The sequence below is a fragment of the Staphylococcus marylandisciuri genome (assembly GCF_025519785.1).
Classification (GTDB): Bacteria; Bacillota; Bacilli; order Staphylococcales; family Staphylococcaceae; genus Staphylococcus; species Staphylococcus marylandisciuri.
The window spans coordinates 80,018-105,665 of the sequence record NZ_JAOPKZ010000008.1; the positions used below are offsets into that span (position 1 = coordinate 80,018).

The 25,648-nt window shown below is 35.4% G+C and carries 27 protein-coding genes; 19 read left to right on the forward strand and 8 right to left on the reverse strand.

Going from position 1 to position 25,648, the window contains the following annotated elements:
- Positions 1-304: 304 nt before the first annotated feature.
- The 4 genes from N9R04_RS05955 to dinB all read left to right on the forward strand — a co-directional run bounded on the left by N9R04_RS05955 (position 305) and on the right by dinB (position 5,135).
- On the forward strand, positions 305-1,243 hold the full coding sequence (locus N9R04_RS05955) for a diacylglycerol kinase (protein ID WP_262855747.1): 939 nt from the start codon (positions 305-307) through the stop codon (positions 1,241-1,243).
- Positions 1,244-1,317: 74 nt separating this feature from the next.
- A complete protein-coding gene (rlmD, locus tag N9R04_RS05960; RefSeq protein WP_262855788.1) occupies positions 1,318-2,679 on the forward strand; it encodes a 23S rRNA (uracil(1939)-C(5))-methyltransferase RlmD in 1,362 nt (453 codons plus the stop codon).
- 350 nt (positions 2,680-3,029) lie between these two features.
- Positions 3,030-3,575 carry a DUF3267 domain-containing protein gene (locus N9R04_RS05965; protein ID WP_262855748.1) on the forward strand — a complete coding sequence of 182 codons (546 nt, stop codon included), beginning with the start codon at positions 3,030-3,032 and terminating at the stop codon, positions 3,573-3,575.
- Between the two features lie 489 nt (positions 3,576-4,064).
- Positions 4,065-5,135, forward strand: coding sequence for a DNA polymerase IV (dinB, locus tag N9R04_RS05970; RefSeq protein ID WP_262855749.1), 1,071 nt, complete (start codon positions 4,065-4,067; stop codon positions 5,133-5,135).
- Positions 5,136-5,164: 29 nt separating this feature from the next.
- Here dinB and N9R04_RS05975 read toward each other — a convergent pair whose 3' ends face one another.
- Both N9R04_RS05975 and N9R04_RS05980 read right to left on the reverse strand, forming a co-directional pair.
- Positions 5,165-5,725: a 3'-5' exonuclease gene (locus tag N9R04_RS05975; RefSeq protein WP_262855750.1), complete on the reverse strand. Its 561-nt coding sequence runs from the start codon at positions 5,723-5,725 to the stop codon at positions 5,165-5,167.
- Positions 5,726-6,072: 347 nt separating this feature from the next.
- Positions 6,073-6,573 carry a ferritin gene (locus N9R04_RS05980; protein WP_262855751.1) on the reverse strand — a complete coding sequence of 167 codons (501 nt, stop codon included), beginning with the start codon at positions 6,571-6,573 and terminating at the stop codon, positions 6,073-6,075.
- A 169-nt stretch (positions 6,574-6,742) separates the two neighbouring features.
- Between N9R04_RS05980 and murT the strand changes: the two genes are divergently transcribed.
- Both murT and gatD read left to right on the forward strand, forming a co-directional pair.
- Complete coding sequence (gene murT, locus N9R04_RS05985; RefSeq protein WP_262855752.1) at positions 6,743-8,059, forward strand: lipid II isoglutaminyl synthase subunit MurT; 1,317 nt, start codon at positions 6,743-6,745, stop codon at positions 8,057-8,059.
- On the forward strand, positions 8,056-8,775 hold the full coding sequence (gene gatD / locus N9R04_RS05990; protein ID WP_262855753.1) for a lipid II isoglutaminyl synthase subunit GatD: 720 nt from the start codon (positions 8,056-8,058) through the stop codon (positions 8,773-8,775). Before murT ends, gatD begins: the two co-directional genes overlap by 4 nt.
- Before the next feature lie 671 nt (positions 8,776-9,446).
- On the opposite strand, the gene N9R04_RS05995 is transcribed toward gatD, so the two are convergent.
- A complete protein-coding gene (locus N9R04_RS05995; protein ID WP_262855754.1) occupies positions 9,447-10,436 on the reverse strand; it encodes an FUSC family protein in 990 nt (329 codons plus the stop codon).
- A gap of 144 nt (positions 10,437-10,580) precedes the next feature.
- On the opposite strand from N9R04_RS05995, the gene map reads away from it, so the two are divergent.
- The 5 genes from map (at position 10,581) to vraR (ending at position 14,322) form a co-directional block, all read left to right on the forward strand.
- Positions 10,581-11,345 (forward strand): type I methionyl aminopeptidase, encoded by a 765-nt coding sequence (gene map / locus N9R04_RS06000; protein WP_262855755.1) that lies wholly within the window; start codon positions 10,581-10,583, stop codon positions 11,343-11,345.
- Between the two features lie 136 nt (positions 11,346-11,481).
- Positions 11,482-11,862 (forward strand): hypothetical protein, encoded by a 381-nt coding sequence (locus N9R04_RS06005; RefSeq protein ID WP_262855756.1) that lies wholly within the window; start codon positions 11,482-11,484, stop codon positions 11,860-11,862.
- Between the two features lie 99 nt (positions 11,863-11,961).
- On the forward strand, positions 11,962-12,663 hold the full coding sequence (vraT, locus tag N9R04_RS06010) for a cell wall-active antibiotics response protein VraT (RefSeq protein ID WP_262855757.1): 702 nt from the start codon (positions 11,962-11,964) through the stop codon (positions 12,661-12,663).
- On the forward strand, positions 12,660-13,703 hold the full coding sequence (gene vraS / locus N9R04_RS06015) for a sensor histidine kinase VraS (protein ID WP_262855758.1): 1,044 nt from the start codon (positions 12,660-12,662) through the stop codon (positions 13,701-13,703). The genes vraT and vraS overlap by 4 nt, the downstream gene beginning before the upstream one ends.
- Positions 13,693-14,322 carry a response regulator transcription factor VraR gene (gene vraR / locus N9R04_RS06020; protein WP_262855789.1) on the forward strand — a complete coding sequence of 210 codons (630 nt, stop codon included), beginning with the start codon at positions 13,693-13,695 and terminating at the stop codon, positions 14,320-14,322. Before vraS ends, vraR begins: the two co-directional genes overlap by 11 nt.
- 438 nt (positions 14,323-14,760) lie before the next feature.
- On the opposite strand, the gene N9R04_RS06025 is transcribed toward vraR, so the two are convergent.
- From N9R04_RS06025 to N9R04_RS06040, 4 genes are all read right to left on the reverse strand, one after another.
- Positions 14,761-15,330: a beta-class carbonic anhydrase gene (locus N9R04_RS06025; RefSeq protein WP_262855759.1), complete on the reverse strand. Its 570-nt coding sequence runs from the start codon at positions 15,328-15,330 to the stop codon at positions 14,761-14,763.
- 166 nt (positions 15,331-15,496) lie between these two features.
- On the reverse strand, positions 15,497-16,768 hold the full coding sequence (locus tag N9R04_RS06030; protein WP_262855760.1) for a YihY/virulence factor BrkB family protein: 1,272 nt from the start codon (positions 16,766-16,768) through the stop codon (positions 15,497-15,499).
- Between the two features lie 689 nt (positions 16,769-17,457).
- On the reverse strand, positions 17,458-17,739 hold the full coding sequence (locus N9R04_RS06035; RefSeq protein WP_262855762.1) for a YtxH domain-containing protein: 282 nt from the start codon (positions 17,737-17,739) through the stop codon (positions 17,458-17,460).
- A gap of 6 nt (positions 17,740-17,745) precedes the next feature.
- Positions 17,746-18,210, reverse strand: coding sequence for a low molecular weight protein-tyrosine-phosphatase (locus tag N9R04_RS06040; RefSeq protein WP_262855763.1), 465 nt, complete (start codon positions 18,208-18,210; stop codon positions 17,746-17,748).
- A gap of 132 nt (positions 18,211-18,342) precedes the next feature.
- Between N9R04_RS06040 and N9R04_RS06045 the strand changes: the two genes are divergently transcribed.
- From N9R04_RS06045 to N9R04_RS06055, 3 genes are all read left to right on the forward strand, one after another.
- Positions 18,343-18,543 carry a DUF1128 family protein gene (locus N9R04_RS06045; RefSeq protein WP_306439828.1) on the forward strand — a complete coding sequence of 67 codons (201 nt, stop codon included), beginning with the start codon at positions 18,343-18,345 and terminating at the stop codon, positions 18,541-18,543.
- Between the two features lie 23 nt (positions 18,544-18,566).
- Entirely contained in the window at positions 18,567-19,802 is a 1,236-nt protein-coding gene (locus N9R04_RS06050; protein WP_262855764.1) for an aminopeptidase, read from the forward strand.
- A gap of 232 nt (positions 19,803-20,034) precedes the next feature.
- On the forward strand, positions 20,035-20,556 hold the full coding sequence (locus N9R04_RS06055) for an acyl-CoA thioesterase (RefSeq protein WP_262855766.1): 522 nt from the start codon (positions 20,035-20,037) through the stop codon (positions 20,554-20,556).
- Between the two features lie 71 nt (positions 20,557-20,627).
- Here the strand turns inward: N9R04_RS06055 and yfkAB are convergent, their stop codons facing one another.
- On the reverse strand, positions 20,628-21,776 hold the full coding sequence (yfkAB, locus tag N9R04_RS06060; protein WP_262855767.1) for a radical SAM/CxCxxxxC motif protein YfkAB: 1,149 nt from the start codon (positions 21,774-21,776) through the stop codon (positions 20,628-20,630).
- 324 nt (positions 21,777-22,100) lie between these two features.
- On the opposite strand from yfkAB, the gene N9R04_RS06065 reads away from it, so the two are divergent.
- The 5 genes from N9R04_RS06065 (at position 22,101) to N9R04_RS06085 (ending at position 25,634) form a co-directional block, all read left to right on the forward strand.
- Entirely contained in the window at positions 22,101-22,262 is a 162-nt protein-coding gene (locus tag N9R04_RS06065; RefSeq protein ID WP_262855768.1) for an SE1561 family protein, read from the forward strand.
- A gap of 98 nt (positions 22,263-22,360) precedes the next feature.
- On the forward strand, positions 22,361-22,879 hold the full coding sequence (locus N9R04_RS06070) for a type 1 glutamine amidotransferase domain-containing protein (RefSeq protein WP_262855769.1): 519 nt from the start codon (positions 22,361-22,363) through the stop codon (positions 22,877-22,879).
- A 695-nt stretch (positions 22,880-23,574) separates the two neighbouring features.
- Positions 23,575-24,384, forward strand: a complete 810-nt coding sequence (gene sgtB, locus N9R04_RS06075; protein ID WP_262855770.1) for a monofunctional peptidoglycan glycosyltransferase SgtB — start codon at positions 23,575-23,577, stop codon at positions 24,382-24,384.
- 139 nt (positions 24,385-24,523) lie between these two features.
- Complete coding sequence (recX, locus tag N9R04_RS06080) at positions 24,524-25,342, forward strand: recombination regulator RecX (RefSeq protein WP_262855771.1); 819 nt, start codon at positions 24,524-24,526, stop codon at positions 25,340-25,342.
- Positions 25,320-25,634: a YfhH family protein gene (locus tag N9R04_RS06085; protein WP_262855772.1), complete on the forward strand. Its 315-nt coding sequence runs from the start codon at positions 25,320-25,322 to the stop codon at positions 25,632-25,634. The genes recX and N9R04_RS06085 overlap by 23 nt, the downstream gene beginning before the upstream one ends.
- Positions 25,635-25,648: the final 14 nt, after the last annotated feature.

The window sequence follows — 25,648 nt, forward strand, 5'->3', positions numbered from 1 at the left end:
AATTTTTTTAACAAAGCCTTTATGAAGCTGCGTTAAAGTTCATTGACCTAGCTAGGTTAGATACGAGATAAGTATTAGGTTTCTGTATCAATCTGCATTTCAAGCTAACCTTAAAAATATATTTGGATAAATCGATGATACGGGGTAGGATGATGAATCAATTGATTGTCAATGAATTCATTCCTGCCCTTATAATATGTTAAGTCTTAACGCTTTTTCTTCTCGCGATGTAGCCTAAATACTTTTAAGATGTATATTAATCCTTTAATATAGAAGATGAGTATAAAAATTAGAGGTATGCCTAATGAGAAATAGAGCGAGAATTATATACAATCCGACATCAGGGAAGGAAATGTTCAAACGCGCTTTGCCTGATGTGTTGATTAAATTAGAGAAAGCTGGCTATGAAACAAGTGCGTTTGCGACCAGCAAAGCGGGAGATGCTACTTTAGAAGCTAAGCGGGCACTTGACCGAAATTACGATCTACTTATCGTAGCTGGTGGTGACGGCACATTAAACGAAGTTATTAATGGGATAGCAGAGCAGCCTCAGAGACCGAAACTTGGTATTATCCCTATGGGTACAGTTAACGATTTCGGTCGAGCATTGCATTTACCTAGCCAAATTATGCGAGCAGTGGATGTGATTGTGGAAGGCCATACAACTAAGGTAGATATAGGCAAGATGAATAGTCGTTACTTTATTAATTTAGCTGCAGGAGGCAAGTTGACTGAGGTCTCTTATGAGACACCTAGTAAACTCAAGTCAATCGTTGGACCATTTGCCTATTATATTAAAGGCTTTGAAATGCTGCCCCAAATGAAAGCAGTGGATATTCGTATTGAGTATGATGACGACGTCTTTCAAGGAGAAGCGCTACTATTCTTACTGGGTTTAACTAATTCTATGGCCGGCTTTGAAAAGCTCGTACCAGATGCTAAACTCGATGATGGATATTTTACGCTTATTATTGTAGAAAAAGCAAACCTCGCTGAACTGGGGCACATCATGACACTTGCTTCTAGAGGTGAACATACGAAACATCCTAAAGTTATATATAAGAAAGTTAAGGCAGTAAGTATCTCCTCTTTTGATAATATGCAACTTAATGTAGATGGTGAGTATGGAGGGAAGTTACCAGGCAATTTCTTAAATTTAGAGCGACATATTGAAGTGTTTACACCCCATGATATTCACAATGAGGAATTAGAACATAAACCCGAGCATCAACGGCTTAAATAATACCAAAGAGATATGTAGTGAGGTTAGGTGTGAATAGAACAAATCCTAACCTCTTTTCATATGGAGTGAATGAAATGTTAAGTATAAAGAAAAACGATATAAGAGAAGGTAAAGTAATCGATTTAACGCATGAGGGACATGGTGTAGTTAAAGTTGATCGCTATCCTATCTTTGTGCCTTATGCACTTATTGACGAAGAAATTCAATATAAAGTTATTAAAGTAAAGAAAAACTTTGCGATTGGTAAGTTGCTTGAGGTCACAACTAGCAGTAAACAGAGAGTGGAACCACCTTGTATTTATTATTCGAAATGTGGTGGCTGTCAACTCCAACATATGAATTATGAGGCGCAACTTTCCATGAAGAAGTCACAAGTCATCAATTTATTCAATCGGAAAGGGAATTTTAAAGAAACGCCGATAAAAGATGTGATAGGTATGGAGGATCCGTGGTACTATCGGAATAAATCTCAACTACCTGTAGGCAGAAATAAACAGGATCACATTAAGCTAGGATTCTTTAGACAACGTAGTCACGATATTATTGATATGGAAGAATGCCTTATCCAAGATTCTATTCAGAATAAAGTCATGGTAGCGGTAAAAAAATGGTTGGACCAATTAAATGTTAGTGTTTATAACGAGCAGCGCAAAAGAGGCCTGTTGCGCCATCTCATAATTAGAACGGGTCACTATACAAATGAAATGATGATCATATTTGTCATCAATGGTTATAAGTTCAAACAACAGGATGAGCTTATCAGTAAATTGACTAACGCTTTTCCTCAAATTACAAGCATTAAACTTAACATCAACCAATCTCATTCAAACGTCATTATGGGTAAAGAATCAATCACACTTTACGGCAAGCAACAAATTAACGATTTACTATCTAACGTTGAGTTTAAGATTAGCGATCAATCCTTTTATCAAATTAATACAGTACAAACAGAGAAACTGTATCGCAAGGCGATCGAATATGCAGGTTTAACTGGTAACGAAACAGTGCTTGATACGTACTGTGGGATAGGTACGATTGGTCTTTACATGGCACCTAAAGCGAAACATGTATACGGAGTAGAAGTCGTCCCAGAAGCGATTGAAGATGCAAAGATTAATGCGACTCGAAACCAATATGAAAATACTACTTTTGTATGTGGTAAGGCTGAGGAAATTATTTTAAAATGGAAGAAAGAAGGTATTAAGCCTGACGTAGTGATGGTAGATCCTCCTCGTAAAGGTTGTGATGAGAAGTTTATCGAAACGCTTCTCGAATTAGCACCTGAAAAGATCATTTACATTTCATGTAACCCTGCTACGCAACAGCGTGACGCGGAGAGATTATCAAGCCAATATAACTTGAATGAAATCACGCCGGTGGATATGTTTCCTCACACAACTCATGTAGAGACAGTAGCTCAATTTATTCGACAATAAATGAGAGATCTATATAGTTGATGATTAAGGTGACTCAAATTGAAGGGAGCGGGACAGAAATCTAATTTGAATAAAAAGATTTCGTAGTCCCGCCCCGGCAAGGATGACTAGAATTGAAAAAAGCTTGATACAAGCGCATTTTCAAATCAGTCATCTACTGCCAAGATGTTGAAGAGCCTCAGACATTACATTATGTTCCAGCCTCTTAAAAGCGTCCACTTCATTCAAGTCCTAACTTAACCAATAAAATATGAATATCTATTTCTAATAAGATACTTGTAACATAACTACCATCTATATTAACTGTCTGTTTGGTATTTTAGCTGTTTATATGAGCGGGAGGAAATGCAGTGGTCAAACTTAATTTCTTTAATGAGAAAAAGTCAATAGAACGTTTTATGTTACTACAACTCATAGTAATTATGATTAGTATTCTAGTCTGTTATAAAGGTGCGCATCTATTTACCCACATACATGAGCAAAATTTCTTCTTGAACATCTTGTTTGGAATGATAGGTGCAGCATTTATGGTAGTGATTCATGAAATCATTCATTTTATATTATATCATTTATTCGCTAGTGACCGTCGTCCTCTCATAAGGAAACGATTTGGTATCATAACGAGTTATGTGCCTGATAAGGTATTTAAGAAGTGGGAATATATAATCATACTCGTTGCACCGTTAATTATCATTTCGCTCGGATTATTAGGAGTATTCGTGTTCTTCCCTTATTCTTCATTTATTTTTATTGCAAGTATTCACGTTGGTTATTGCTTAGTTGATCTCTATTTCATAATAAGCGCTTGGAATGCTAAGGTGAAGTACATTGAAGATAATCGTGATGGAGTGATCTTTTACACTCGAGAAGATAAAGTGAAACGGGAGTTAGATTAATACGCTTGTAGTTTGACGTATGTCTACAAAAACGCATGTAGGACCTTGAGGAACCACTTCTAAAAATGCATAGAGAGCGATCAGAAATTCAAGTCAATTCATTAGCATTACGCTCAAACCTAAATGAAGCTCACAAATCTATTGACTAACGCATTCAGAATATAGCTTCTGAGGTTGAGACATAAAGTTTTTGTGCACTGGGAAACCGATTAACGGCGTCCCAAAAGCAGGATTGTCGACAGAAACTTCTCACGATTCGGGAGCGGGACAGAAATCTAATTTGAACAAAAAGATTTCGTAGTCCCGACCTCTGGTATATTTACGGTTAAACTGTTTACAATCTATAGTTAGTGTTTTATATAGAGAGTCTATTTGTATCTATTCCGATTAATGAGAGGTGATTTGGTAAATAAGTTTACTAAAGCTTTATTTCTCATCAATCGGAATTTTGTATGTCAATAACACTGAGCAGTGAAGGGGGGATGATTGATGTCAGAGCGGCGAATTATTCACATAGACATGGATTATTTTTATGCCCAAGTCGAAATGAGAGACCAACCTAAACTTAAAGGGAAACCTGTGATTGTAGGAGGTAAAGCAAGTGGTCGAGGGGTGGTGTCAACAGCTTCATATGAAGCGCGTAAATACGGCGTACATTCGGCTATGCCAATGGCGCAAGCGCATAAACTCTGTCCTGATGGTTATTACATCACACCTCACTTTGATAAATATAAAGAAGCTTCAGAAAAGATTATGAACATATTTAGGGGTTATACTGAAATTGTGGAACCACTTTCCCTAGATGAAGCTTATTTAGATATAACTCATCTCGTAAGGCCCGATTTACCTGCTTCTAGAATAGCCCAATATATAAGAGAAGAGATCTTTCAAACGACACAGCTGACTGCTTCCGCTGGCGTCTCTTATAATAAATTTTTAGCTAAACTCGCTAGTGGCATGAATAAACCTAATAATTTAACTGTTATTAATTACCACAACGCCCATGATATCTTAATGAACTTAGATATAGGAGAGTTCAGAGGTGTGGGGAGTGCTACTAAGAAAAAAATGAATGATAATGGCATTTATACTGGACAGGATTTGTATAATAAAAGTGAAAGAGAGCTCATTCATTTATTTGGTAAGAGAGGCCATGGTCTATACAATAAAGCGAGAGGTATCGATGATAGTCCTGTAAAATCAACGCGGGTTAGAAAATCAGTAGGTACCGAGCGTACATTTGCTACAGATGTTAATAGTGATGAAGAAATCCTTCATAAAATACATGAGTTAAGTGATAAAACGGCTGAGCGTTTAGCTAGAATTCAAAAATCAGGAAAGACGGTAACAGTAAAAATTAAGACTTTTAAATTTGAAACATTTTCAAAGCAGAAGAGTTTAAGAGATCCCATACGAAATGAAACAGATATTTATAACATAGCTTATAGTCTCTATACCGATTTAAAAGATCCAGAAGTGCCCATTAGATTAGTAGGGGTCACGGTAGGAAATTTAGAGCGATCTACTTACGAGAACATGAGTATTTATGATTTTATTTAACTCTTACTTAAATCAGTTCTTTTTGTGAACTAAACATCTTTGTCTGTTAATAGTTTACCGTAAACATCAAGTATGTGATCTAAATTATCATAATGCTTGAGCAAGCGGTAAGTTATCATAGCACAAGCTTTAGCATCATTAAGAGCATCGTGATGGCCACGGAAGTCTAAGTCATAATAAGCCATCATATGTTTAAGTCCATACCGATAGTTATTGACTGTTCGTCGAGCTAATATACATGAGCAGAAATATGTGATCTTCGGCGTTGGTCTTCCGATTGCTTTGATGCTTTCATGTAAAACGGACGTATCAAAAGCAGCATTATGTGCAACTATTGGTAGATCATTAATAAAGTTCAACATATAAGGATATACTGTTTGAAATGTAGGTGCATGCAGCACATCGCTCTGTTGAATGCCATGTACTTCTATATTCTTTTGGGAAAAGTAATCCTGGGGGTTCACTAAAGTATAAAATGTCTCCACTATTTCATGATTGACTACTTTTACCATGCCAACTGAACATATACTCGTACGTTTGCCGTTAGCAGTTTCAAAATCTAAAGCAATAAAAGTGTTCTCGTTAGACAATATCTTATCCCCCTAAAGTAGATTGTGAATACGAGTTCTAATTATACCATAGTAAAGATGCGAAATGAGTACTCTAATTGATGAAGTTGGGACAAAAGCGTTTAGGATTTGAGCAGGGGGCCCCAACAAAGAGAAACTGGTACATCAGTTTCCATCAGCAATGCGAGTTGGGGTGGGACTACGAAATCTTTTTATTCAAATTAGATTTCTGTCCCGCTCCCGTTGATAGGGTGCTTATACTGATAAGTTGACTTCAAATGATAAAGAATAAGAGCCTCAAAATGATCATGACAACGGTAATCATTTTGAGGCTTATTTAATCTCAATGAATCGGTTAATTAGAATGATTATTCTTCATCAAAAGAGCGAGCAGCAAGTTCTTTTTCGTATAGGTAAAGTGTATTACAATCGTCACCAATACGTTTAAGATAGTCGATATGAGTTTCGAACATTGCCTCTTCCTCTACTTGTTCATCAAGGAACCAGTTGAGGAATGAGATTGTAGCATAATCTTTAGCTTCGTTTGCTAAGTCAGATAGATTGTAGAAACGACGTGTTACATCTCGTTCTTGAGCTAATCCATCTTCAAAAGTTTCCAAGATACTAGTGAACTCAGATGTAGGTGCAGATAAAGCGCTAAACTCTGCTTTTTCTCCACGATCATTGATGTAATCATAGATTTTCTTACCATGATATCTTTCTTCTTTCGCTTGTTGTATGTAGAAGTTAGCGAAACCTTCGTAGGATTCTTTATCACAGTATGCTGCCATTGCCATATATGCGTGAGCGGCATAGTATTCGTGGTTCATTTGTTCATTTAATGCATTTAGAAGATCTTTATTTAACATTTTTTATACCCCTCCATGTAGTTGATAAGTGTAGTATAACATGTCTATTCTCAATTGCAAATTATAATAATTATAATCTGGGTAAAAATTACTTCATTTTAATTGAGAATGGTTTGGATTGAAAGGGGCTCATGTTATAATATTTTAATGGTAATAGAGGAGGAAGAATATGAGACAATGGACGGCTATCCACTTAGCGAAGCTTGCTCGTTTAGCGAGTAAGATGGCTGGCAAACGAGGCACAGATCTCCCTGGTCAAGTTGCTCGCAGAGTTGATAAAAATATATTAAGACGATTAGCGACTAATGTAGACGAAGTAGTATTTATAAGTGGTACGAACGGAAAGACTACGACTTCAAATTTGATTGGTCATACGCTTAAGGCCAATAATATTGATATCATACATAACAATGAAGGCGCGAATATGGCTGCAGGGATTACATCTGCATTTATACTTCAACAATCACCTCAAACTAAGATTGCAGTTATCGAAATTGATGAGGGATCTATCCCCCGCGTGTTAAACGAAGTAACTCCAACGATGATGGTGTTTACTAATTTCTTCCGTGATCAAATGGACCGTTTCGGAGAAATAGATATTATGGTTGATAATATAGCCCAGTCTATCAGTAACAAGGGTATCAAGTTATTACTTAACGCAGATGATCCTTTCGTTAGTCGTTTGAAAATAGCAAGCGATGACAGAGTATATTACGGCGTTAAAGCGCATGCTCATGAATTCGAGCAAAGCACGATGAATGAAAGTAAGTACTGTCCTAATTGCGGACGTTTACTAAAGTATGATTATGTGCATTACAATCAAATTGGCCACTATTACTGTGAATGTGGTTTCAAGCGTGAACAACCGAAATATGAAATCTCTACGTTCAATACTACCCCATTTTTAAATATTCAAATTGACGATGTTAATTTAGATATGAAAATAGCTGGAGACTTTAATGCCTATAATGCATTGGCAGCATACTCTGTATTACGCGAGCTAGGGCTTAATCATCAAGCAATTCAAAAAGGTTTTGAAACGTATACCTCTAATAACGGTCGCATGCAATATTTTAAAGCTGGGCACAAGGAAGCGATGATTAATTTAGCAAAGAATCCAGCAGGCATGAATGCAAGTCTGTCAGTAGGAGAAGAATTAAATCATAAAAAGGTCTACGTCATCAGCTTAAATGATAACGCAGCCGATGGGCGTGACACATCGTGGATATATGATGCTGATTTTGAAAAGTTAGTTGAACAAGATATTGAAGTTATCATTGTGACTGGTACACGCGCGGAAGAACTCCAGTTACGCTTGAAATTAGCTGAAGTAACGGTACCTATTATTGTGGAGAAAGATATTTACAAAGCGACTGCTAAGTCTATGACATACCCAAGTTATACTGTTGCTGTACCTAACTATACATCGCTTGCACCTATGCTTGAGCAGTTAAATCGCTCGTTCGAGGAGGCTCAAAAGTCATGAACGAATTAACTATATTTCATTTTATGCCAGATAAATTAAATCTTTATAGCGATATAGGTAATATTATTGCTTTAAAACAACGTGCAAAGAAGCGCAATATTACTGTCAAAGTAGTCGATATAAATAAATGTGATGATGTTGATTTTACTCTGTGCGATATCTTCTTTATAGGTGGGGGAAGTGACAGGGAACAATCCCTTGCTACTGTGGAGCTGAGTAAGATCAAAGAACCTCTTAAAGAAGCGATAGAATCAGGAATGCCTGGATTAACAGTATGTGGAGGTTATCAATTCTTAGGTAAGCAATATATAACGCCGGATGGCACTGAATTAGAAGGATTAGGCATATTAGATTTTTATACAACTTCTAAAAAGGAACGTCTTACCGGAGACATAATAATTGAAAGTGAAACATTTGGTACCATAGTAGGTTTTGAAAATCATGGGGGGCGTACACATCATTCTTTCGGTACTTTAGGCGACGTTACTCATGGATATGGTAATAATGATCATGATAAAAAAGAAGGTATTCATTATAAGAATTTATTAGGAACTTATCTTCACGGACCTATTCTTCCTAAAAACCACGAAATAACGGACTATCTGTTAGAAAGGGCATGTGAGCGCAAAGGTATTCCGTTTGAACCGAAAGTTATTGATAATAGTGCCGAAGAAGCAGCTAAAAGAGTGATTATTGACCGAGTTAAAAAATCATGATTTATACGAACAAGCATAGGTTAGTACTCGCGCTCTTCTAAATAGATAATTTATCAAAAAATAAGGCACCTCGTTAATTTAGTCTTATAGACTTAATTAAATTTTACCAAATGGCCTTATTTTTAAAAAAATAGTTTAATGTAGAATTACATGCTAATACAGAGTATTTAGACTCCTGAGGGCTGGACCTTGACATAAAGAGGATGGGACGTAATGGTCTTTGACTTGAGAGAAAGGGAGCGGGACAGAAATCTTTTTTGTTCAAAATAGATTTCTGTCCCGCTCCCTATTTTCATCTGGGCTTTATGTCCCAGGCTCGTTTTTTTAGGGATTTATAACCCAAACTCATAAGGATATTACAAAAAGTAATGAAAGTTCAATGGCAATAATGAATTCCCATTTCTTTTATAAAGAATGATTTCAGTATCACGTTTCAAGCATAAAAAATGTCAGTAGAGGTCGGGACAAAAGCGTTTAGAATTTGAGTTTAACCGAACGATGCGCTAAATTGCGTTGCGAATTTTGTCAGGTCGTGAGGGTTTATGTCGACAGTCATGCTTCTAGGAGGCTGTTAATCGGTTGCCCAGAGCCCAGAAAAGATTTGGTTCAACCTCTTATAGTAGAAATGTTCACTTAAAATTTAATAATTTACGGTAATCATCAGCGACTAATTATTTGGCATAGCGGTTATCTAAGATACGGTAGATAAGTAAAATCTCATAAATGATATGACTTTTAATTTGGTTCTCATCGAATTCATCTAATCCCTTTACAGACCGTTTTAATACTGAAGCCGAAGATTTCTCTCTTTCAAAATGTCCAGTAGCGAAGATTTGGTTAATACTGTGGGATATCTTTAGAATTGCTAAACGTTCTTCGCTATTAAACACGACATTGACGTTTTTAGGTAAAAAAATAATGTTTGATAAGTGAGTGATAAACAAGCGATTCGTATGAGTCCGCGAAGTGATACGACTGACTTGTATCCATTCCTGATCTCGATGTTTGTGGTAGCGTAATTCATCTTTTTGATAATTTAATAACGTATCTACACGATTATTTAGAGCTATCAATTTATCAAGCGCACGTTCAGAGCGTTCAGATTTAAACTTTCCAATTAATAGTTGCTGAACGCGGTCACTGTATAGTGCATACATGTCTGACTCCGTGTTATTAATTAATGTATCAAGTTGGTCGTAATATTTAGGTGGTAAAATTACAAAGTTTACCAGTCCAGCTGTCACTAAACCTATAATTGCGGTGAGCAATCGTGAGAAGAAATTGTATATAAATTCATCATGTATACCTGGAATCATAGCTAAAGCAGTAAGAGTTGCGACAGTTGTACCTACTTGTAAATTAAATTTAGTGCAAGCCATGATTGTAAATAATGCTGTCAGTGCATAAGAGAATGGAGAGTCATCACCAAATAAGTAAGTAAATACTACTGCAAATACCACTCCAATTATTGTAGCTGGTAATCTACGATACCCTTTTTTCAAGGAGGCCTTAGCAGTGGGTTCAATCGTTACAATTGCTGTCAGTATAGCAAATATAGGATTCATATGTAGTGAAAGACAGATCAAAGCGGTTAAGAAAGTGGCTAGACCAGTCTTAATCGTTCTAGCACCAATAATATTTTTATACCATTTTTCTTGCATAAAATAACTCCTACCTCAATTATGTCATTAGTCTAGGGTGCACCAAATAATCACTGTAACAAAATAACTCTTATTTATTATATCAAAAAAAGTTTGCTATAATAAGATAGAAGATAAAATAGAAAAAGGAACGGGATTAGTAAAATGATAGTGAAAACAGAAGAAGAATTACAAGGTTTAAAAGAAATTGGATACATATGTGCACTTGTTAGAGACAAAATGCAAGAAGCCACCAAACCTGGTATAACAACACGTGAGCTTGATCAAATAGCTAAAGATTTGTTTGAAGAGCATGGTGCTACTTCTGCTCCTATCCATGATGAAGGGTTCCCTGGTCAAACGTGTATTAGTGTCAATGAAGAGGTTGCACACGGTATACCAAGTAAGCGTAGAATTCGCGAGGGTGATTTAGTTAATATAGATGTTTCAGCTTTAAAAAATGGGTTCTACGCTGATACCGGGATTTCATTTGTAGTAGGTGAGAGTGATAATCCATTAAAGCAAAAGGTATGTGATGTAGCACTAGAAGCCTTTGAAATGGCTATGACAAAGATTAAACCAGGCAGTAAATTGAGTCAAATCGGTAAAGCTGTGCATGCTACTGCTCGTAAACACGATTTGAAAGTGATTAAGACGCTTACTGGACATGGTGTGGGGCGTTCTTTACATGAAGCACCTAGTCACATATTGAACTATTATGATCCTAAAGAAAAAACACTGCTTAAAGAAGGTATGGTCCTTGCAGTAGAACCATTTATTTCCACGAATGCAAGTCATGTGGTAGAAGGCAAGAATGAATGGGCTTTTGAAACGACAGACAAAAGTATGGTAGCCCAAATAGAGCATACAGTCATTGTCACCAAAGAAGGGCCGGTATTAACAACGAAGATTGAAGATAAAGAGGATTAAGTCTAAAGTCTTAAAGATAAATCATTCCGGAGCCTATTTCTAAGGGCTTCGGTTATTTTTTATAATAGAATCTAATCTGGAGGAAGTGCTGTATAAGTTACAGTTATCATTTCTCCACTGAGGTGATTCTATGAGAATGTTAATGATTTATATGGAAAAAATGTGTTATCGCATATTTATGAATAGTATTGAGGATTATTGGCAACAACTTGATAATCAACTGCATAGTATAGAGCGATATATTCATTATTTGCTGGTTAAAAGAAAATATGTTCAAGAGCTAATTGACAGTCTCACAGTAACATTAGAGAATAAATATATCGATATGATAGATAATCAAAACCATATTTCGGCATGTGAAATTAAAGGTTCAGAGATAGATGTCATTACAAATACGTTAAATTTAATTGAATCTGAATACGCTAATATTGAATCGTATCTTTCAGCGCAAGCGCAGAAGAAAGTTAATACTCAAGCACAGTTTGATATGATCGATTGTTTACGTGTAGCTGTTTAATATATTTGCGATTAAAGATATTAATGATAAAAATGTATTAAGTACAAATGATGATGAGCTCGCAAAAGTGTCGGAATAAGTTATGAAAGGTGGCTAAATATGACGCATAAATATATATCAACGGAGTTACTTATCATTTTCACTGCGTTGATGATCGTAGCCAACTTTTACTACATTTTTTTCGAAAAAATAGGTTTTTTACTTGTTTTATTATTAGGATGTATTTTGGTCTACGTAGGTTATTTGTATTTTCATAAAGTTAGAGGGTTGCTTGCGTTTTGGATAGGTGTGCTCTTAGTAGCGTTTACTTTACTCTCAAATAAGTACACCATCATCATTCTTTTTCTCTTCTTAATAGTTATGATTATTCGTTATTTAATCTATAAATTTAGACCTTTAAAGATCGAAGCTACAGAAGAGAAAGTAGAAAGCCCAGAACTGATAAAACAGAAATGGTTCGGTCAACAAAAAACCCCGCACTATGTCTATAAATGGGAAGACCTTCAAATACAACACGGTATGGGTGAAATTGATATAGATATGACGAAAGCTGCAAATATCAAGGAAAATAACGTCATTGTAGTACGTCACTTGATAGGTAAAGTGCAAGTTATCGTTCCGTTAAACTACAATATTCACTTACATTATACTGCATTCTTTGGTAATGCTTATATTAATGAAAAAAGTTATAAAGTTGAAAATACTAATATTAAAGTGTTAGAAAAAACTAAGAGTGGTAATTATACGGTGAACTTATATGTATCCACATTTATAGGTGACATCGAGGTGATTTATAAGTGAATCACTACATAAGAGCTATAGGCTCCATGCTAATTTTAGTTTATAGCATGCTGATTGCTTTTTTATTTATAGATAAAATATTTGTAAATATAATTTACTTTCAAGGCATGTTTTACACTCAAATATTCGGCATCCCTGTTATCTTATTTCTTAATATTTTAATCATTTTACTGTGCATCGTAGTAGGTTCTGTGTTAGCGTATAAGATTAATCAACAGAACCATTGGCTGAAAGATCAAATTGAACGTTCAATCGAGGGGCAAATGGTTGGCATAAATGATCAAAATATTGAATTGTATAATGAAACAATTGCGTTGTACCAAACTTTAGTTCCCTTAAATCAAGAAGTACATAAACTGCGTATGAAAACGCAAAACTTAACTAATGAATCTTATAATATTAATGATAAAAAAGTTAAGAAGATCATTGAGGATGAACGACAAAGACTCGCCAGAGAGTTACATGACTCAGTCAGTCAACAGCTATTCGCTGCGAGCATGATGCTGTCAGCTATTAAGGAATCTAAATTAGAGTCGCCACTCGATCAACAAATTCCGACGTTGGAAAAGATGATTCAAGATTCGCAATTAGAAATGCGAGCGCTATTATTACATCTGAGACCGATAGGCTTAAAAGATAAATCTCTAGGGCAAGGTATCAAAGATTTAGTGATCGATTTACAGAAAAAAGTACCGATGAAAGTTGTCCATGAAATTGAAGATTTTGAAGTTCCTAAAGGGATTGAAGATCATTTGTTTAGAATTACTCAAGAAGCTATTTCGAACACCTTGCGTCACTCAGATGGTTCTAAAGTGACTATTGAGTTATTCAATAGAACGGATTACCTGTTACTTCGCATCCAAGACGATGGTAAAGGCTTTAACGTAGATGAAAAAGTTGAACAAAGCTATGGATTAAAAAACATGAGAGAACGCGCTTTAGAAATAGGAGCAAACTTTCATATCGTCTCATTACCCGACTCTGGTACACGAATAGAAGTTAAAGCCCCACTGAATAAGGAGGAACAAGATAATGGTTAAAGTATTATTTGTGGATGATCACGAGATGGTTCGTATTGGAATTTCTAGTTACTTATCCACTCAATCAGATATCGAAGTTGTAGGTGAAGGTGGATCAGGTAAAGAGGCTATAGATAAAGCACATGAGTTACAGCCCGATCTCATATTAATGGATTTAGTCATGGACGATATGGATGGGGTTGAAGCTACGACTCATATCAAGAAAGATTTACCTCACATCAAGGTGCTCATGCTAACGAGTTATATTGAAGATAACGAAGTTTATAGAGCATTAGATGCCGGGGTAGATAGTTATATTTTAAAGACGACTAGTGCTAAAGATATCGCTGAAGCTATTCGGAAGACCTATAACGGGGAATCAGTGTTTGAAGCGGAAGTGCTAGTTAAAATGCGTAATCGTATGAAACAGCGAGCTGAGCTGTACGAAATGCTCACTGAAAGAGAGATGGAGATATTGCTTCTAATCGCTAAAGGATATTCCAACCAGGAAATTGCCAGTGCCTCTCATATTACAATCAAAACAGTGAAAACACATGTAAGTAATATCTTAAGTAAATTAGAAGTACAAGATAGAACACAAGCTGTAATTTATGCATTCCAACATAAACTCATCCAATAATGTCATGGATGATAATAATATACATTTAAGCATAGATGATGAGTTGTCAACAATGATAAGTGACATTTTGTTATTTGATCAATAGGACTGTCGATGAAGTGATATGCTTTATGGGCAGTTTTTCTATCTGTGGTTTAGTATATAATTGAATTATCATAACTAGTTAATTAGACTGTAAATAGCTGGCATGCAATTAAACTTAGAGGGGAGCGGGACAGAAATCTTTTTATTCAAATTAGATTTCTGTCCCGCTCCCTATAAATAGCTACCAGCACTTTGTTGGAAGCTAAAAGCTCAAACAGTGGGAGTGAGATAGAATTTTGATTTTTTGTAAAGAATGCTTTTAGATCAATATAACGAAGAAGTGCTGGCTAAAAACTTCGGTAACTTTATTGAGCAAACTATCATTTCTCAGTTTATGTCAATCGATGATAGAGTTTATTGCTGCAGTTTATATCCATCACGTACTAGTTCTAACTCACCGGTAGCTGGGTCGATAACAAGACCGTGTACTGGAACGGTCTTATCAAACAGGGGATGGTTATAAACGATATCTATATTATGCTCCACGCGTTCAATCACGTTAGAAAAGCCTTCTAGGAAATGATTAACATTTATACCTGAATGACTCAGCGTTTCGAAAGTTTCGTCTTTAATACCTCTTTGCTTCATCGTTTTTTTAACTTCCTCTACATCAATAGAACCCATACCGCAATCCTTATGGCCCATAATTATAATTTCTTCTGCGCCTAGTGCATAAATAGCTACTAGTAAACTACGCATCGTGGAACCATATGGATGTGTAATAATAGCACCTGCGTTCTTTACTACCTTTAAATCACCATTATTAAATCCTAATGCCTTCGTCCCCAAATCTTGTAAACGCGTGTCCATACAAGTAAATAATACAGCTTTTTTATTAGGATTTTTACTCGTTTGATATTGTTTATATTCTTTATTAGAAACAAATGATTGGTTATACTCGAGAATACTATTTAGTAAGGACATCATGTACCTCCATCGTGAATAATATTTATAAAATAGGTTGAGACTTGATTATACCAATCAAACTTATTAGCACAATACAGCTTGCGGTGTTTGATGGCGTTACATGTCCCAACCTATGTTAACAGTTATTATATCTTATTTTTTTAATGAATGTTTTATAAACGCTTTATTTATTATTAGGGCTATCTTCATAGCTTATGTCTAGTTGATCTTCATCGTTTGAGTTGTTCTTAGTTAAGTTTTTATTTGTTTCATCTTTAGATGTTGCTCGCGTATTTTCGTGCTGTGAAGGAGCTTGTGAGTCAATATCTTGTTGATTGTGAGCATGACCTTTGTCATTAGGCGATTTATTAGCTTTCACAGTTTGAGAAGATGTCGATTCACCATTAACGTTGCTATTAGAGGCACTATCAGTGTCTTGATCACATGCACCTTCTCCATTTTCAATTTCAGATACAGATTTTTCTTCGGGTGTTTTATCGTTTACAATTTTACGTTGATGGAATATAGCGTTAATCTCGGCACCAATAATTATAATAAAGCCAACGATGTATAAGAAGAGCATTAAAATAATGATACTTGCTAAACTACCATATGTTTTTGAATAGTTAGCAAAATTTGAGATGTAAAAACCAAACAACCAACTTCCGACCAAGAAAACGATGGTAGAGAATATAGCCCCTGGAATAACAGATAAGAGCTTGATCTTAACATTTGGTGCTAAAGTGTACAGAATAATGAAAGACACAAGGACGATTAAAATAGGTAGAATAATACGTATTAAATTAAATACCCATTTGACTTGGTTACCTAGGCCTAATGGGCCAAATAATAGATCACTTATTTGTTGTCCAAAGGTTGGTAAGATGATGGCTATTGGCATAACGATAACCATTGCTAGAGTGAACAGTACACTAAGTAACTTACTAACTATAAAGTTACGGTTATCTTCCACATCGTAAGCGACATTGAAAGCATTCATAATCTGAGTCATCCCATTAGAAGCTGACCATAACGCTAAGATCAAACCAATTGAGAGTACGCCACCGCTAGCGTTGCTCATTATATCATTGATAATGGCCGAAGCCTCTTTTGAATAGCCAGGTGGAACATGCTCAGTAATCATATCTTTAATAGTTGAAGGTTCAACACCGACTAATGGTACGATTGATAATAAGAAGATGAGCATTGGGAAGAGTGACAGCATGAAATAATAGGAAAGTTGTGCTGCCATCCCCGATGCATCGTCTTTACCGATGCGGTAAATAAGGTAAGAAAGGAAATTCGAATCTTTAGTATACTTTGCAGGTTTGTTTATGCGTGAAACGAATAGCTCCTGATTATCTTTCTTAGCCTCTTTAGATTTAAATTCTTGTGGTTGTATATATGTACGATCTTGATCGACTTTTTGATGTCTTGGTGGGTTATCTTTGTGCATATACTTCCTCCTCCCATTCTTTATAAATATACTTTAAAAAGCATTGTGGGTAAATAGTAATTTTGTTTATATTAGCACAAGGTTGATACATAAAGTTTCTATCCTCTGGGAAAAACCGATGAACGACGCCCCACAAGCAAGATTTTCGATATAAACACTCATAATTCGACACAATTAGAAACACAGTTTAGCCCATCATTCGGTTCTGCTCAAATTCTTACCACTTTTGTCCTGCCCAATCTTGTTCGATAATGTAGTAATATGAATTACCTAAATGAACTGAATTAAAACATAAATTATGTATATACCATTAAATTTACGATGATTTAAAATAAACGTTTATATTCAATGAATGGATCTAAAAGCTTTAAATTGATGTTCCTTAATAGAGCTAGTAAGGTTACTCATTCGCTGCCTAGCTAGTCATTGACGCGAGTAGAAGGTGATAGGTCATTCGCAAACAGTAGAGTGGTTACTTATAAAGTCTTTGACACCCTTATTAATTCAGCAACATCGAGTAGTAGTATGATAGTTTAACGCGACGGTATCATTTAAAAGAGTTTAGTCAGTACCATTTATAAACTTAGGGGGAGAGTTTGGTAAATAACATGTTCGACTAAAATCACAGCCACCCGCTTTACGGATGGCTGTGATTTGGCCAAGAACTTTAGATTAGACTTTTTTGCATATTAGTTAAGTCGATTATTTTTGCGATCAATTAAAGTATCTTTGGCATTTTTAAGTTGTTTTTCCAAGTCTGGATTCTTACGTCTTATTTCTTCAAGCGTGTCTTTCCAGTAAAGCACTTCGTCTTTGATAGTAGTAAAGACTGAAGGTTGAGATGAACGTTTACCTTCTTTTAGATCTTTAAATGATTGTTGTACTGATTGGCGTGTAGATTTGTCTGCGAGTGTAGCTAAACCGCCAACTACAGCACCAACTAAAATACCTGGTACTAATTTATTTTTCATACTGCATTACTCCTCTCCAAGATTCGCATCTTTCACGATGAAATCTATTAAGTTATCGCATGATGATTGTACCATGTTATAAACCTCTTCAAAGTTATTGTGATAGAAAGGGTCTGGTACATCTGTCTCTTCCATCTTACTAAATTCTAAGAGTTTAAACAATTGACCTGATAGATGGGGATTAATTTGTTGAATATTATTCACGTTACTTTGATCCATAGCAATGATGTAATCAAAGTCATCATCTTTAGTGAATAATTCACTAATTATACCTTCATACGGAATATTGTGTTCGTTAAGTATTTGCTGTGTGCCTTCATGTGGGGTTTCACCTAAATTCCATTTGCCCGTGCCTCTAGATTCGACCTTAATATCACTGATACCTCGGTCTTTAAGACGCTGACGCATGATTGCTTCAGCCATAGGTGACCGACAAATATTTCCTAGACAAACGAACGCTACTGTAATCATGTTATACCTCCTGAAAGTTAGTCATAAAATCATTTTATATGTTTTTATGCTTTTTCTAAAGTAGAATTTATTTGAAGTTTAATAACGTTAAAATATTTGATAGAATGTTGGGATAAAGAGGTGAAAAAGATAATGTCAACAAATAAAGAAATGATTGAAGAAATTAGACAAAAATTAAATGTGGTAAATCAAAGTTTAATAGATCCTGATAAATTTGAAAATGCCGATCAAGAAGAAATTAAAGATATTTATAATTATGTTTCGATGAAAGATTCATTTACTCCTAGTGAAACTGCTGCAATTGCAGACTCATTAGGCCAACTTAGAGATTAGAGTTAAAGAGGGGATGATGTTCCATGTCTAAATTAAACGATAAGCTAAAGCAATATGCCAAATTATTAGTAGAAGTAGGAATGAACGTTCAAGAAGGGCAACCTGTTTTTATCCGTTCTAGTGTTGACGCTTTAGAGCTTACTCATGAAATTGTAGCTGCTGCTTATAGCAGAGGTGCATCTGACGTAAGAGTTAATTATAGCGATGACACGCTCTCTCGTCTTCGCTTTGAAAATGAATCAGTTGACTATTTTAAAGAAAATGCTATTAAACAATATGACGTGGACGCACGTATGGATTATTTAAAGCGCAATGCTGCTAATTTAGCGCTTATTACTCAAGATCCTGATTTATTAAATGGTATAGATAATGATAAATTAGCTAATTACCAACGCGAATATGGAAAAGCCTATAAAGGTTATATGGAAGCCACACAGAAGAATGAATTTCCGTGGTGTGTCGCCGCTTATCCATCTAAAGCGTGGGCGCAACGTGTTTATCCTGAGTTAGGATTGGAAGAAGCCTACGCGAAATTTATAGATGAAGTGTTAGAAATTGTTAGAGTAGACGGTAACGACCCAATTAGTAATTGGCAAGAGCATACTCAGAATTTACGTTACCATGCTGAAAAGTTACAGAAACAGAATTTAACAGCACTTCACTATCAATCTGAAGGTACTGATTTAACTATCGGTTTACCTGACAATCATATTTGGGTTGACGCTACAAGTTATACTTCTAAAGGCCAAGCTTTCGTGGCCAACATCCCTACAGAAGAGGTGTTCACTGCTCCTCACCGCCTGAAAGTAGATGGTTACGTTACTAATAAATTACCATTAAGCTATAATGGCAATATTATAGATGGCTTCACCTTAACTTTCAAAGATGGTGAAGTAATCGATTATAAAGCGCAACAAGGGGAAGCAGTACTTAAAGATTTGCTTGAAACTGACGAGGGAGCTAAACGTCTAGGTGAAGTTGCGTTAGTGCCCGATGATTCACCTATATCGAACCGCAATACTGTGTTTTACAACACTCTATTTGATGAGAATGCATCATGTCACATTGCCTTAGGGTCTGCTTATGGATTTAATATCGAAGGTGGAACTGAGATGACCAATCAAGAGAAAGTAGAAAGCGGTCTGAACGATTCATTAGTGCATGTTGACTTTATGATCGGTAGTTCTGATTTAACTATAACGGGCATAACTCAAGAGGGTGAAGAGCTTCCTATCTTTAAAAAAGGTAACTGGGCGTAGAATCTATTTAAAATAGAAGAAGCCTTTAAAATTTATATAATTTCATAGATACTCGGAGCGGGACAGAAATCTAATTTGAATATAAAGATTTCGTAGTCCCGCCCCGGCAAGGATGACTAGAATTGAAAAAAGCTTGATACAAGCGCGTTTTCAAATCAGTCATCTACTGCCAGAATGCTGAAAAAGGCTGAGACATTAGATTATGTCCCAGCCTTATAGAAGGGAATATTATATGGAAAATAGAAAAGTTAAAACGATGGCTGAAAGTAAAAGTGTTAAAAATAGACAAGTATACCCACAAGATACAAATCACATGCAAACTTTATTTGGTGGTACTTTGATGGCGAACATTGATGAAATAGCAGCAATTACTGCGATGCGCCATAGCAATGCTATTGTGGTTACTGCTTCTACAGACTCAGTAGACTTTCTTAAACCCATTAAGACGGGTGATATTCTGACGTATGAGGCTATGGTCTCCTATGCGGGTTCTTCTTCTATGGAAGTATGTATACAAATTATTATGGAAGATATTCTAAAAGGAGAACGTCATTTAGCAGCACTTAGTTTCTTAACATTTGTCGCCCTAGGAGAAGATGGTAAGCCTACTGAAATACCGGATGTAGTACCTGAAACTGAAATAGAAAAATGGTTTCATGAAACTGCAGTTGCAAGGGTGAAGAGAAGAAAGGAAAGACGTAAAGAGAGTAAAGAAACAATTGAATTTCTGTCTAAGACTTTAAACGTCGAATAATTTTTTTAAAGAGCGAGTTATCCTAAACGTGTCACTTAATAGGATACTCGCTCTTTAGTCAATGTATGAAGTTACATGTTGTATTTGTGATGCATCAAGCGTTCGTTGTATTTGAAATCAGTCTGAGGATAGTACGTATCTTTCACTAGAATATTAGGTCCTAAACATTTAAATAGGGGACAATGGCAATTCAATGATTGAGCAGAAGCGGAGGCTAACCAGTGGTCAAATACTTGAGTTAACTTGTCTTTTTGAATATTTGAAAGCGTGCCATTATCATCACCAAAGTCAGTGACGATCACATCGCCAGTAAAGACATTTACGTTTAAGCGGTTACGGCCGTCTGGATCATTTCTCATTGTAACGTTTTTAGCATTTCTAAGTTGTTGTAGTAGTTCCTGATCGCTGGCATCATCAATACATGGATAGAAAGGTAGCGTACCAAACAACATCCAAGTTTCAGGATCACGTATTTCAAGTAAATAGCGAATAGCGTCTTTCATTTCATTTAAAGAGAGGACGTTTAACTTACTAGCAAAGTCAACTGGATACATAGGATGGATTTCATGACGGCTGCATTTCATATCATGGACTATCTCGTTATGAATTTTACTTAAGTAGGGTGTCGTACTTTGATTAAGCATCGTCTCCGCGGAGATAAACATGCCTTGGTGTGATAATGTGGCAGCATTCTCTAACATTTGTTGATATAGTTTCAGCTTGGCTTTCAGAGGTGGTTGCTTTTTCATAGCGCCAAAGCCAACATCGGTAAACTCTTGAATTGTGCCCCAATTGTGCGAGATATGCATGACATCTATATATTCAGCAATGTCAAGGTATCGATCCAGTGGTAAAGTGAGGTTCGAATTCATTTGAACGTATATACCACGATCATAAGCATATTTTAACAATGGTTTAACGATGTTCTTTATTGATTTCTTAGAAAACATAGGCTCGCCACCAGTGATAGACATGGTCGTGAGATTAGGTACTTCATCCAACCGACGATAAATTAAATCCATGGGTAGCGATTCAGGGTCTTTGGTTTGCAGCGTATATCCTACTGCACAGTGACTACAGCGCATATTACACAAGTTAGTTGTAGTGAACTCTATATTACTCAATGTGAGCGCACCATGTTGTTCAATATCGTTGTACGCTTCCCAAGGGTCAAAATCTATCGATACGGGTTGCTTTTGATTGACGGCAAATAACGTCATGTTAAACCTTCTTTCTCATGTAATCTCTCTTTTATAATACTAGAGACGAAATTTTCTTGTTTAAGTCCCTTGATGCATTATAACTTAAATCTTTATCTATAATTTAAAGCTAACTTAACGATTTAAAGTAGTATATGTAAACTTTAAGGACCTTAGATAGCATAACAGTTTGTTATTAAATAGTGAAGCGAGTAAAATTTTAGTTCAGATTCCACATTTAAAACTTCAGTGAGATAGAGGTAGAAGATAGAGCTATGACAACTACTTCAAAAAATGACATGTTATGATAAAATGAATACATCTATATAAAGGAGTTAATGTAGAATGGACGACAATCAAACTATTGAGCAGATTAAAGCAAGATTAGAGAAATTTCTAGCGGACATCGACCGTGTTGATCCTGATAGTGTCAATGTTGAGGATATTGACGAATGGATTGGTCTGTTAGATCAATTAGAGGAAAAGGTTAAATCTGTTAGTAAATAACAAGAAAATGTTCTGGTATCTGTGTAAACTTAGACGTTTAATCTTTCTTTCAAACGGTTATGATAGTTATATATAATTAAGAGAAAGGTGATGTCGTAATGGCTAAAAAAGTAGCAATTATTGCAACAGATGAATTTGAAGATGTTGAATTAACTAGCCCGAAAGAAGCTATTGAAGAAGCTGGTCACGAAACAGAAGTAATTGGATTCGAAGCGGCGAGTGAAATAGTTGGTAAACACGGTACTAAAGTAACTGTCGACCGCGGCATTAGTGAAGCTAAAGCAGAGAAATATGACGCATTGTTGATACCTGGTGGATTCTCACCTGACCACTTAAGAGGTGACTCTGAACAACGTTTTGGTGCATTTGCTAAATACTTTACAACGAATGATGTACCAGCATTCGCTATCTGTCATGGCCCTCAAATATTAATTGATACTGATGATTTAGAAGGTCGTACACTTACTGCAGTATTAAACGTACGTAAAGATTTATCTAATGCAGGTGCGCAAGTTGTTGACGAATCTGTTGTAGTAGATAATAATATTGTGACGAGTCGTACACCTGACGATTTAGATGACTTCAATAAAGCGATTGTTGATCAGTTAAACGATTAATTTTAACCGTTAAAGTTACGTATATTAACTTTTAAAATGATATATGCTTTTCCTTAAATTTTTAAATATTAAGTTATAGAATTTAAGCCAGCACTGGGTACTCTCGTTCTACAGAGGATATGTTTAACTTGTGTTTAGTGGAATGACGATTTATTTATTGTCGTTTCGTTGTTTCGCTATGACAAGCAGAACAGGTGCTGGCTTTTTTTTGCAACTGATAAAATGGGAGGTGTTGAGCGTTACACTCATTTAATTGATATCAGTGTAACGTTTCTATCACGCTGACTAGAGTTTTATAAGTAGTTTAGCACCATAGTTAATTTTAGATAGCTACTGCGTTTATCTACATCTCTTTATGAGGGAGCGGGACAGAAATCTTTTTATTCAAATTAGATTTCTGTCCCGCTCCCAAGCTTTCTTGCTAAGTTTTTTTAATTTTAAACATTAAACTAAAATGAATTGTTACTTCAGTAACGGCACTAAATCATCATTACGTTCTAAATCTAAGAGAACTTATATTGAAGTTTGTTGACGAACTTTTTAACTTCTACTGCATTAAACTTAATGCAGAACTGCTAGGGTATAATCTTTTAACTACACCCTAGGACTGATTTTTTGAATAAATAGTAGATAAAGATTTAAAGTGTTGCTAAACTCACATATAATAGTAAGAGAAATAAAAAGGGAGCTAGCGCATGAAAAGAAGCGACAGACTAAAACCAAATCACACAGCTAAATCTAAGCAAGAGACACCAGAATATAATACTTACTATCAACCTATTGGGAAGCCGAAAAGAAAGAAAAAAGGGAAGGGCTTAATACTAACAGTTCTCTTAACTTTAACTCTAATTTGCTGCCTATTTGTAGGTTTGATGTATTACTTATCTTTATCAGCTAATGTGGATGATTTGAAATCTATTGAAGACAAGCATACCTACGTTGCTGCTAAAGACATGCCTGAGTATACGAAGGGTGCTTTTATTGCTATGGAAGATGAACGTTTCTATTCTCATCATGGCTTTGATATCAAGGGTATGTCGAGGGCATTATTCTCCACACTCGGTGATCATAACGTTCAAGGTGGCAGCACTATAACCCAACAAGTAGTTAAAAATTACTATTACGATAACGAACGTTCCTTCACTCGTAAAGTTAAAGAACTGTGCGTAGCTCATAGAGTGGAGAAAACGTATAGTAAAGATGAGATTTTAAGTTTTTATATCAATAATATCTATTTTGGCGACGACAAGTATACGATTGAAAGTGCTGCTAATCATTACTTCGGCACTACAACCGATGTTAATAATGCTAATTTGCCTAAGATAACGGTATTACAAAGTGCTATTCTTGCTTCTAAGATAAATGCTCCTAGTGTATATAACATTAATGATATGAGTGATAATTTCAAGAATAGAGTTAAAGTTAATCTAGAAAAAATGAAACAACAAAATTATATTTCAGATAATCAATATGAAGAAGCTTTACAGCAATTAGGTGTAAGTTAGTCTGTCTCATATGTTGAACCGAACAACAGTTTAAATTATCAGAGTTTAGATAAAGAGCCTGGTAACTTTAAACTGTTTTTATTCTATTTAATTTCATTTCGTGTTGCATTAAGTTATTCTTAAAAGTGGAGTGATATGCATGCCTAAGATTACGAAAATTGAAGTACAAAAGAATAATAACGAGCGCTTCAATCTGTATCTCAATGGAGAGTTTGAGATGGGGATTGATATCAATACGCTAGCGCATTTTAATTTGAAAAAAGATCAAAGTCTGAGCCCTAGCGAAATGGCAAACATTCAAGAGTATGAGCAATACAGACAGGCAATCAATAGTGCTATTACGTATATCTCATATCGTAAGCGATCTGAAAGAGAAGTTGTGAAACATTTAGAAAAACATGATATAAATGAAAGTGTTATAGCAAAGGTCATTGACTTTTGTTATGAACAAAAGTTAATAGATCATGAAGATTATGCAGAGAGCTTAAAAAATACCATGATCCAAACTTCTGATAAAGGACCCGAAGTATATAAACAGAAGCTTTATCAAGCGGGTATAGAGAACAATATAATAGATGATTACGTTTTAAAATATGAAGAACAACAACCTTTAGAACAAGTCATTCAACTCGCTGAAAAGATCGAGCGCCAAAAAAAAGGACCGTCTACTAAAGTGAAGTCAAAAGTTAAGCAATCACTTGTTCAAAAAGGGTATACATTTGAAGTCATTGAGTTAGCATTTCAAGAGATGGATTTCTCTCAAGATGAAGCTGAAATTGATGAACTGTTACAAAAAGAGTTAGAAAAGAGTTATGCTAAATATCAGAAGAAGTATGACGGATATCAATGTGTTATGAAGACAACTGAAGCTTTGATGAGAAAAGGCTATAGTTATGATAGAATTAAAAGAAAATTAGAAGAAAGTGGTATAGAGAATGACGCAGAAGAAATTGAGTGAGATGACTGAGCAGGAAATACGTCAGGAAATACAAATGTATAAAGAAAAGATGCGTAAGGCTGAAATGAACGGTATCTACAACGAATATGATGTTTACGTTAATAAAACGATAATTGCAGAGAGTTATCTAGTAGATCAAGAAAAGATTCAGCTCGGACGAATTTATAAATTGAACGATGGAACTGAGGGATATTTTAAAATAGAACGTTTAAAAGGTGTCTTTGCTTGGGGATATAGAATTAATAGTGATCAGCCTGAGGAAGGGTTACCTTTGGCATTATTAAATATTTAGAAGGATGAAATAGG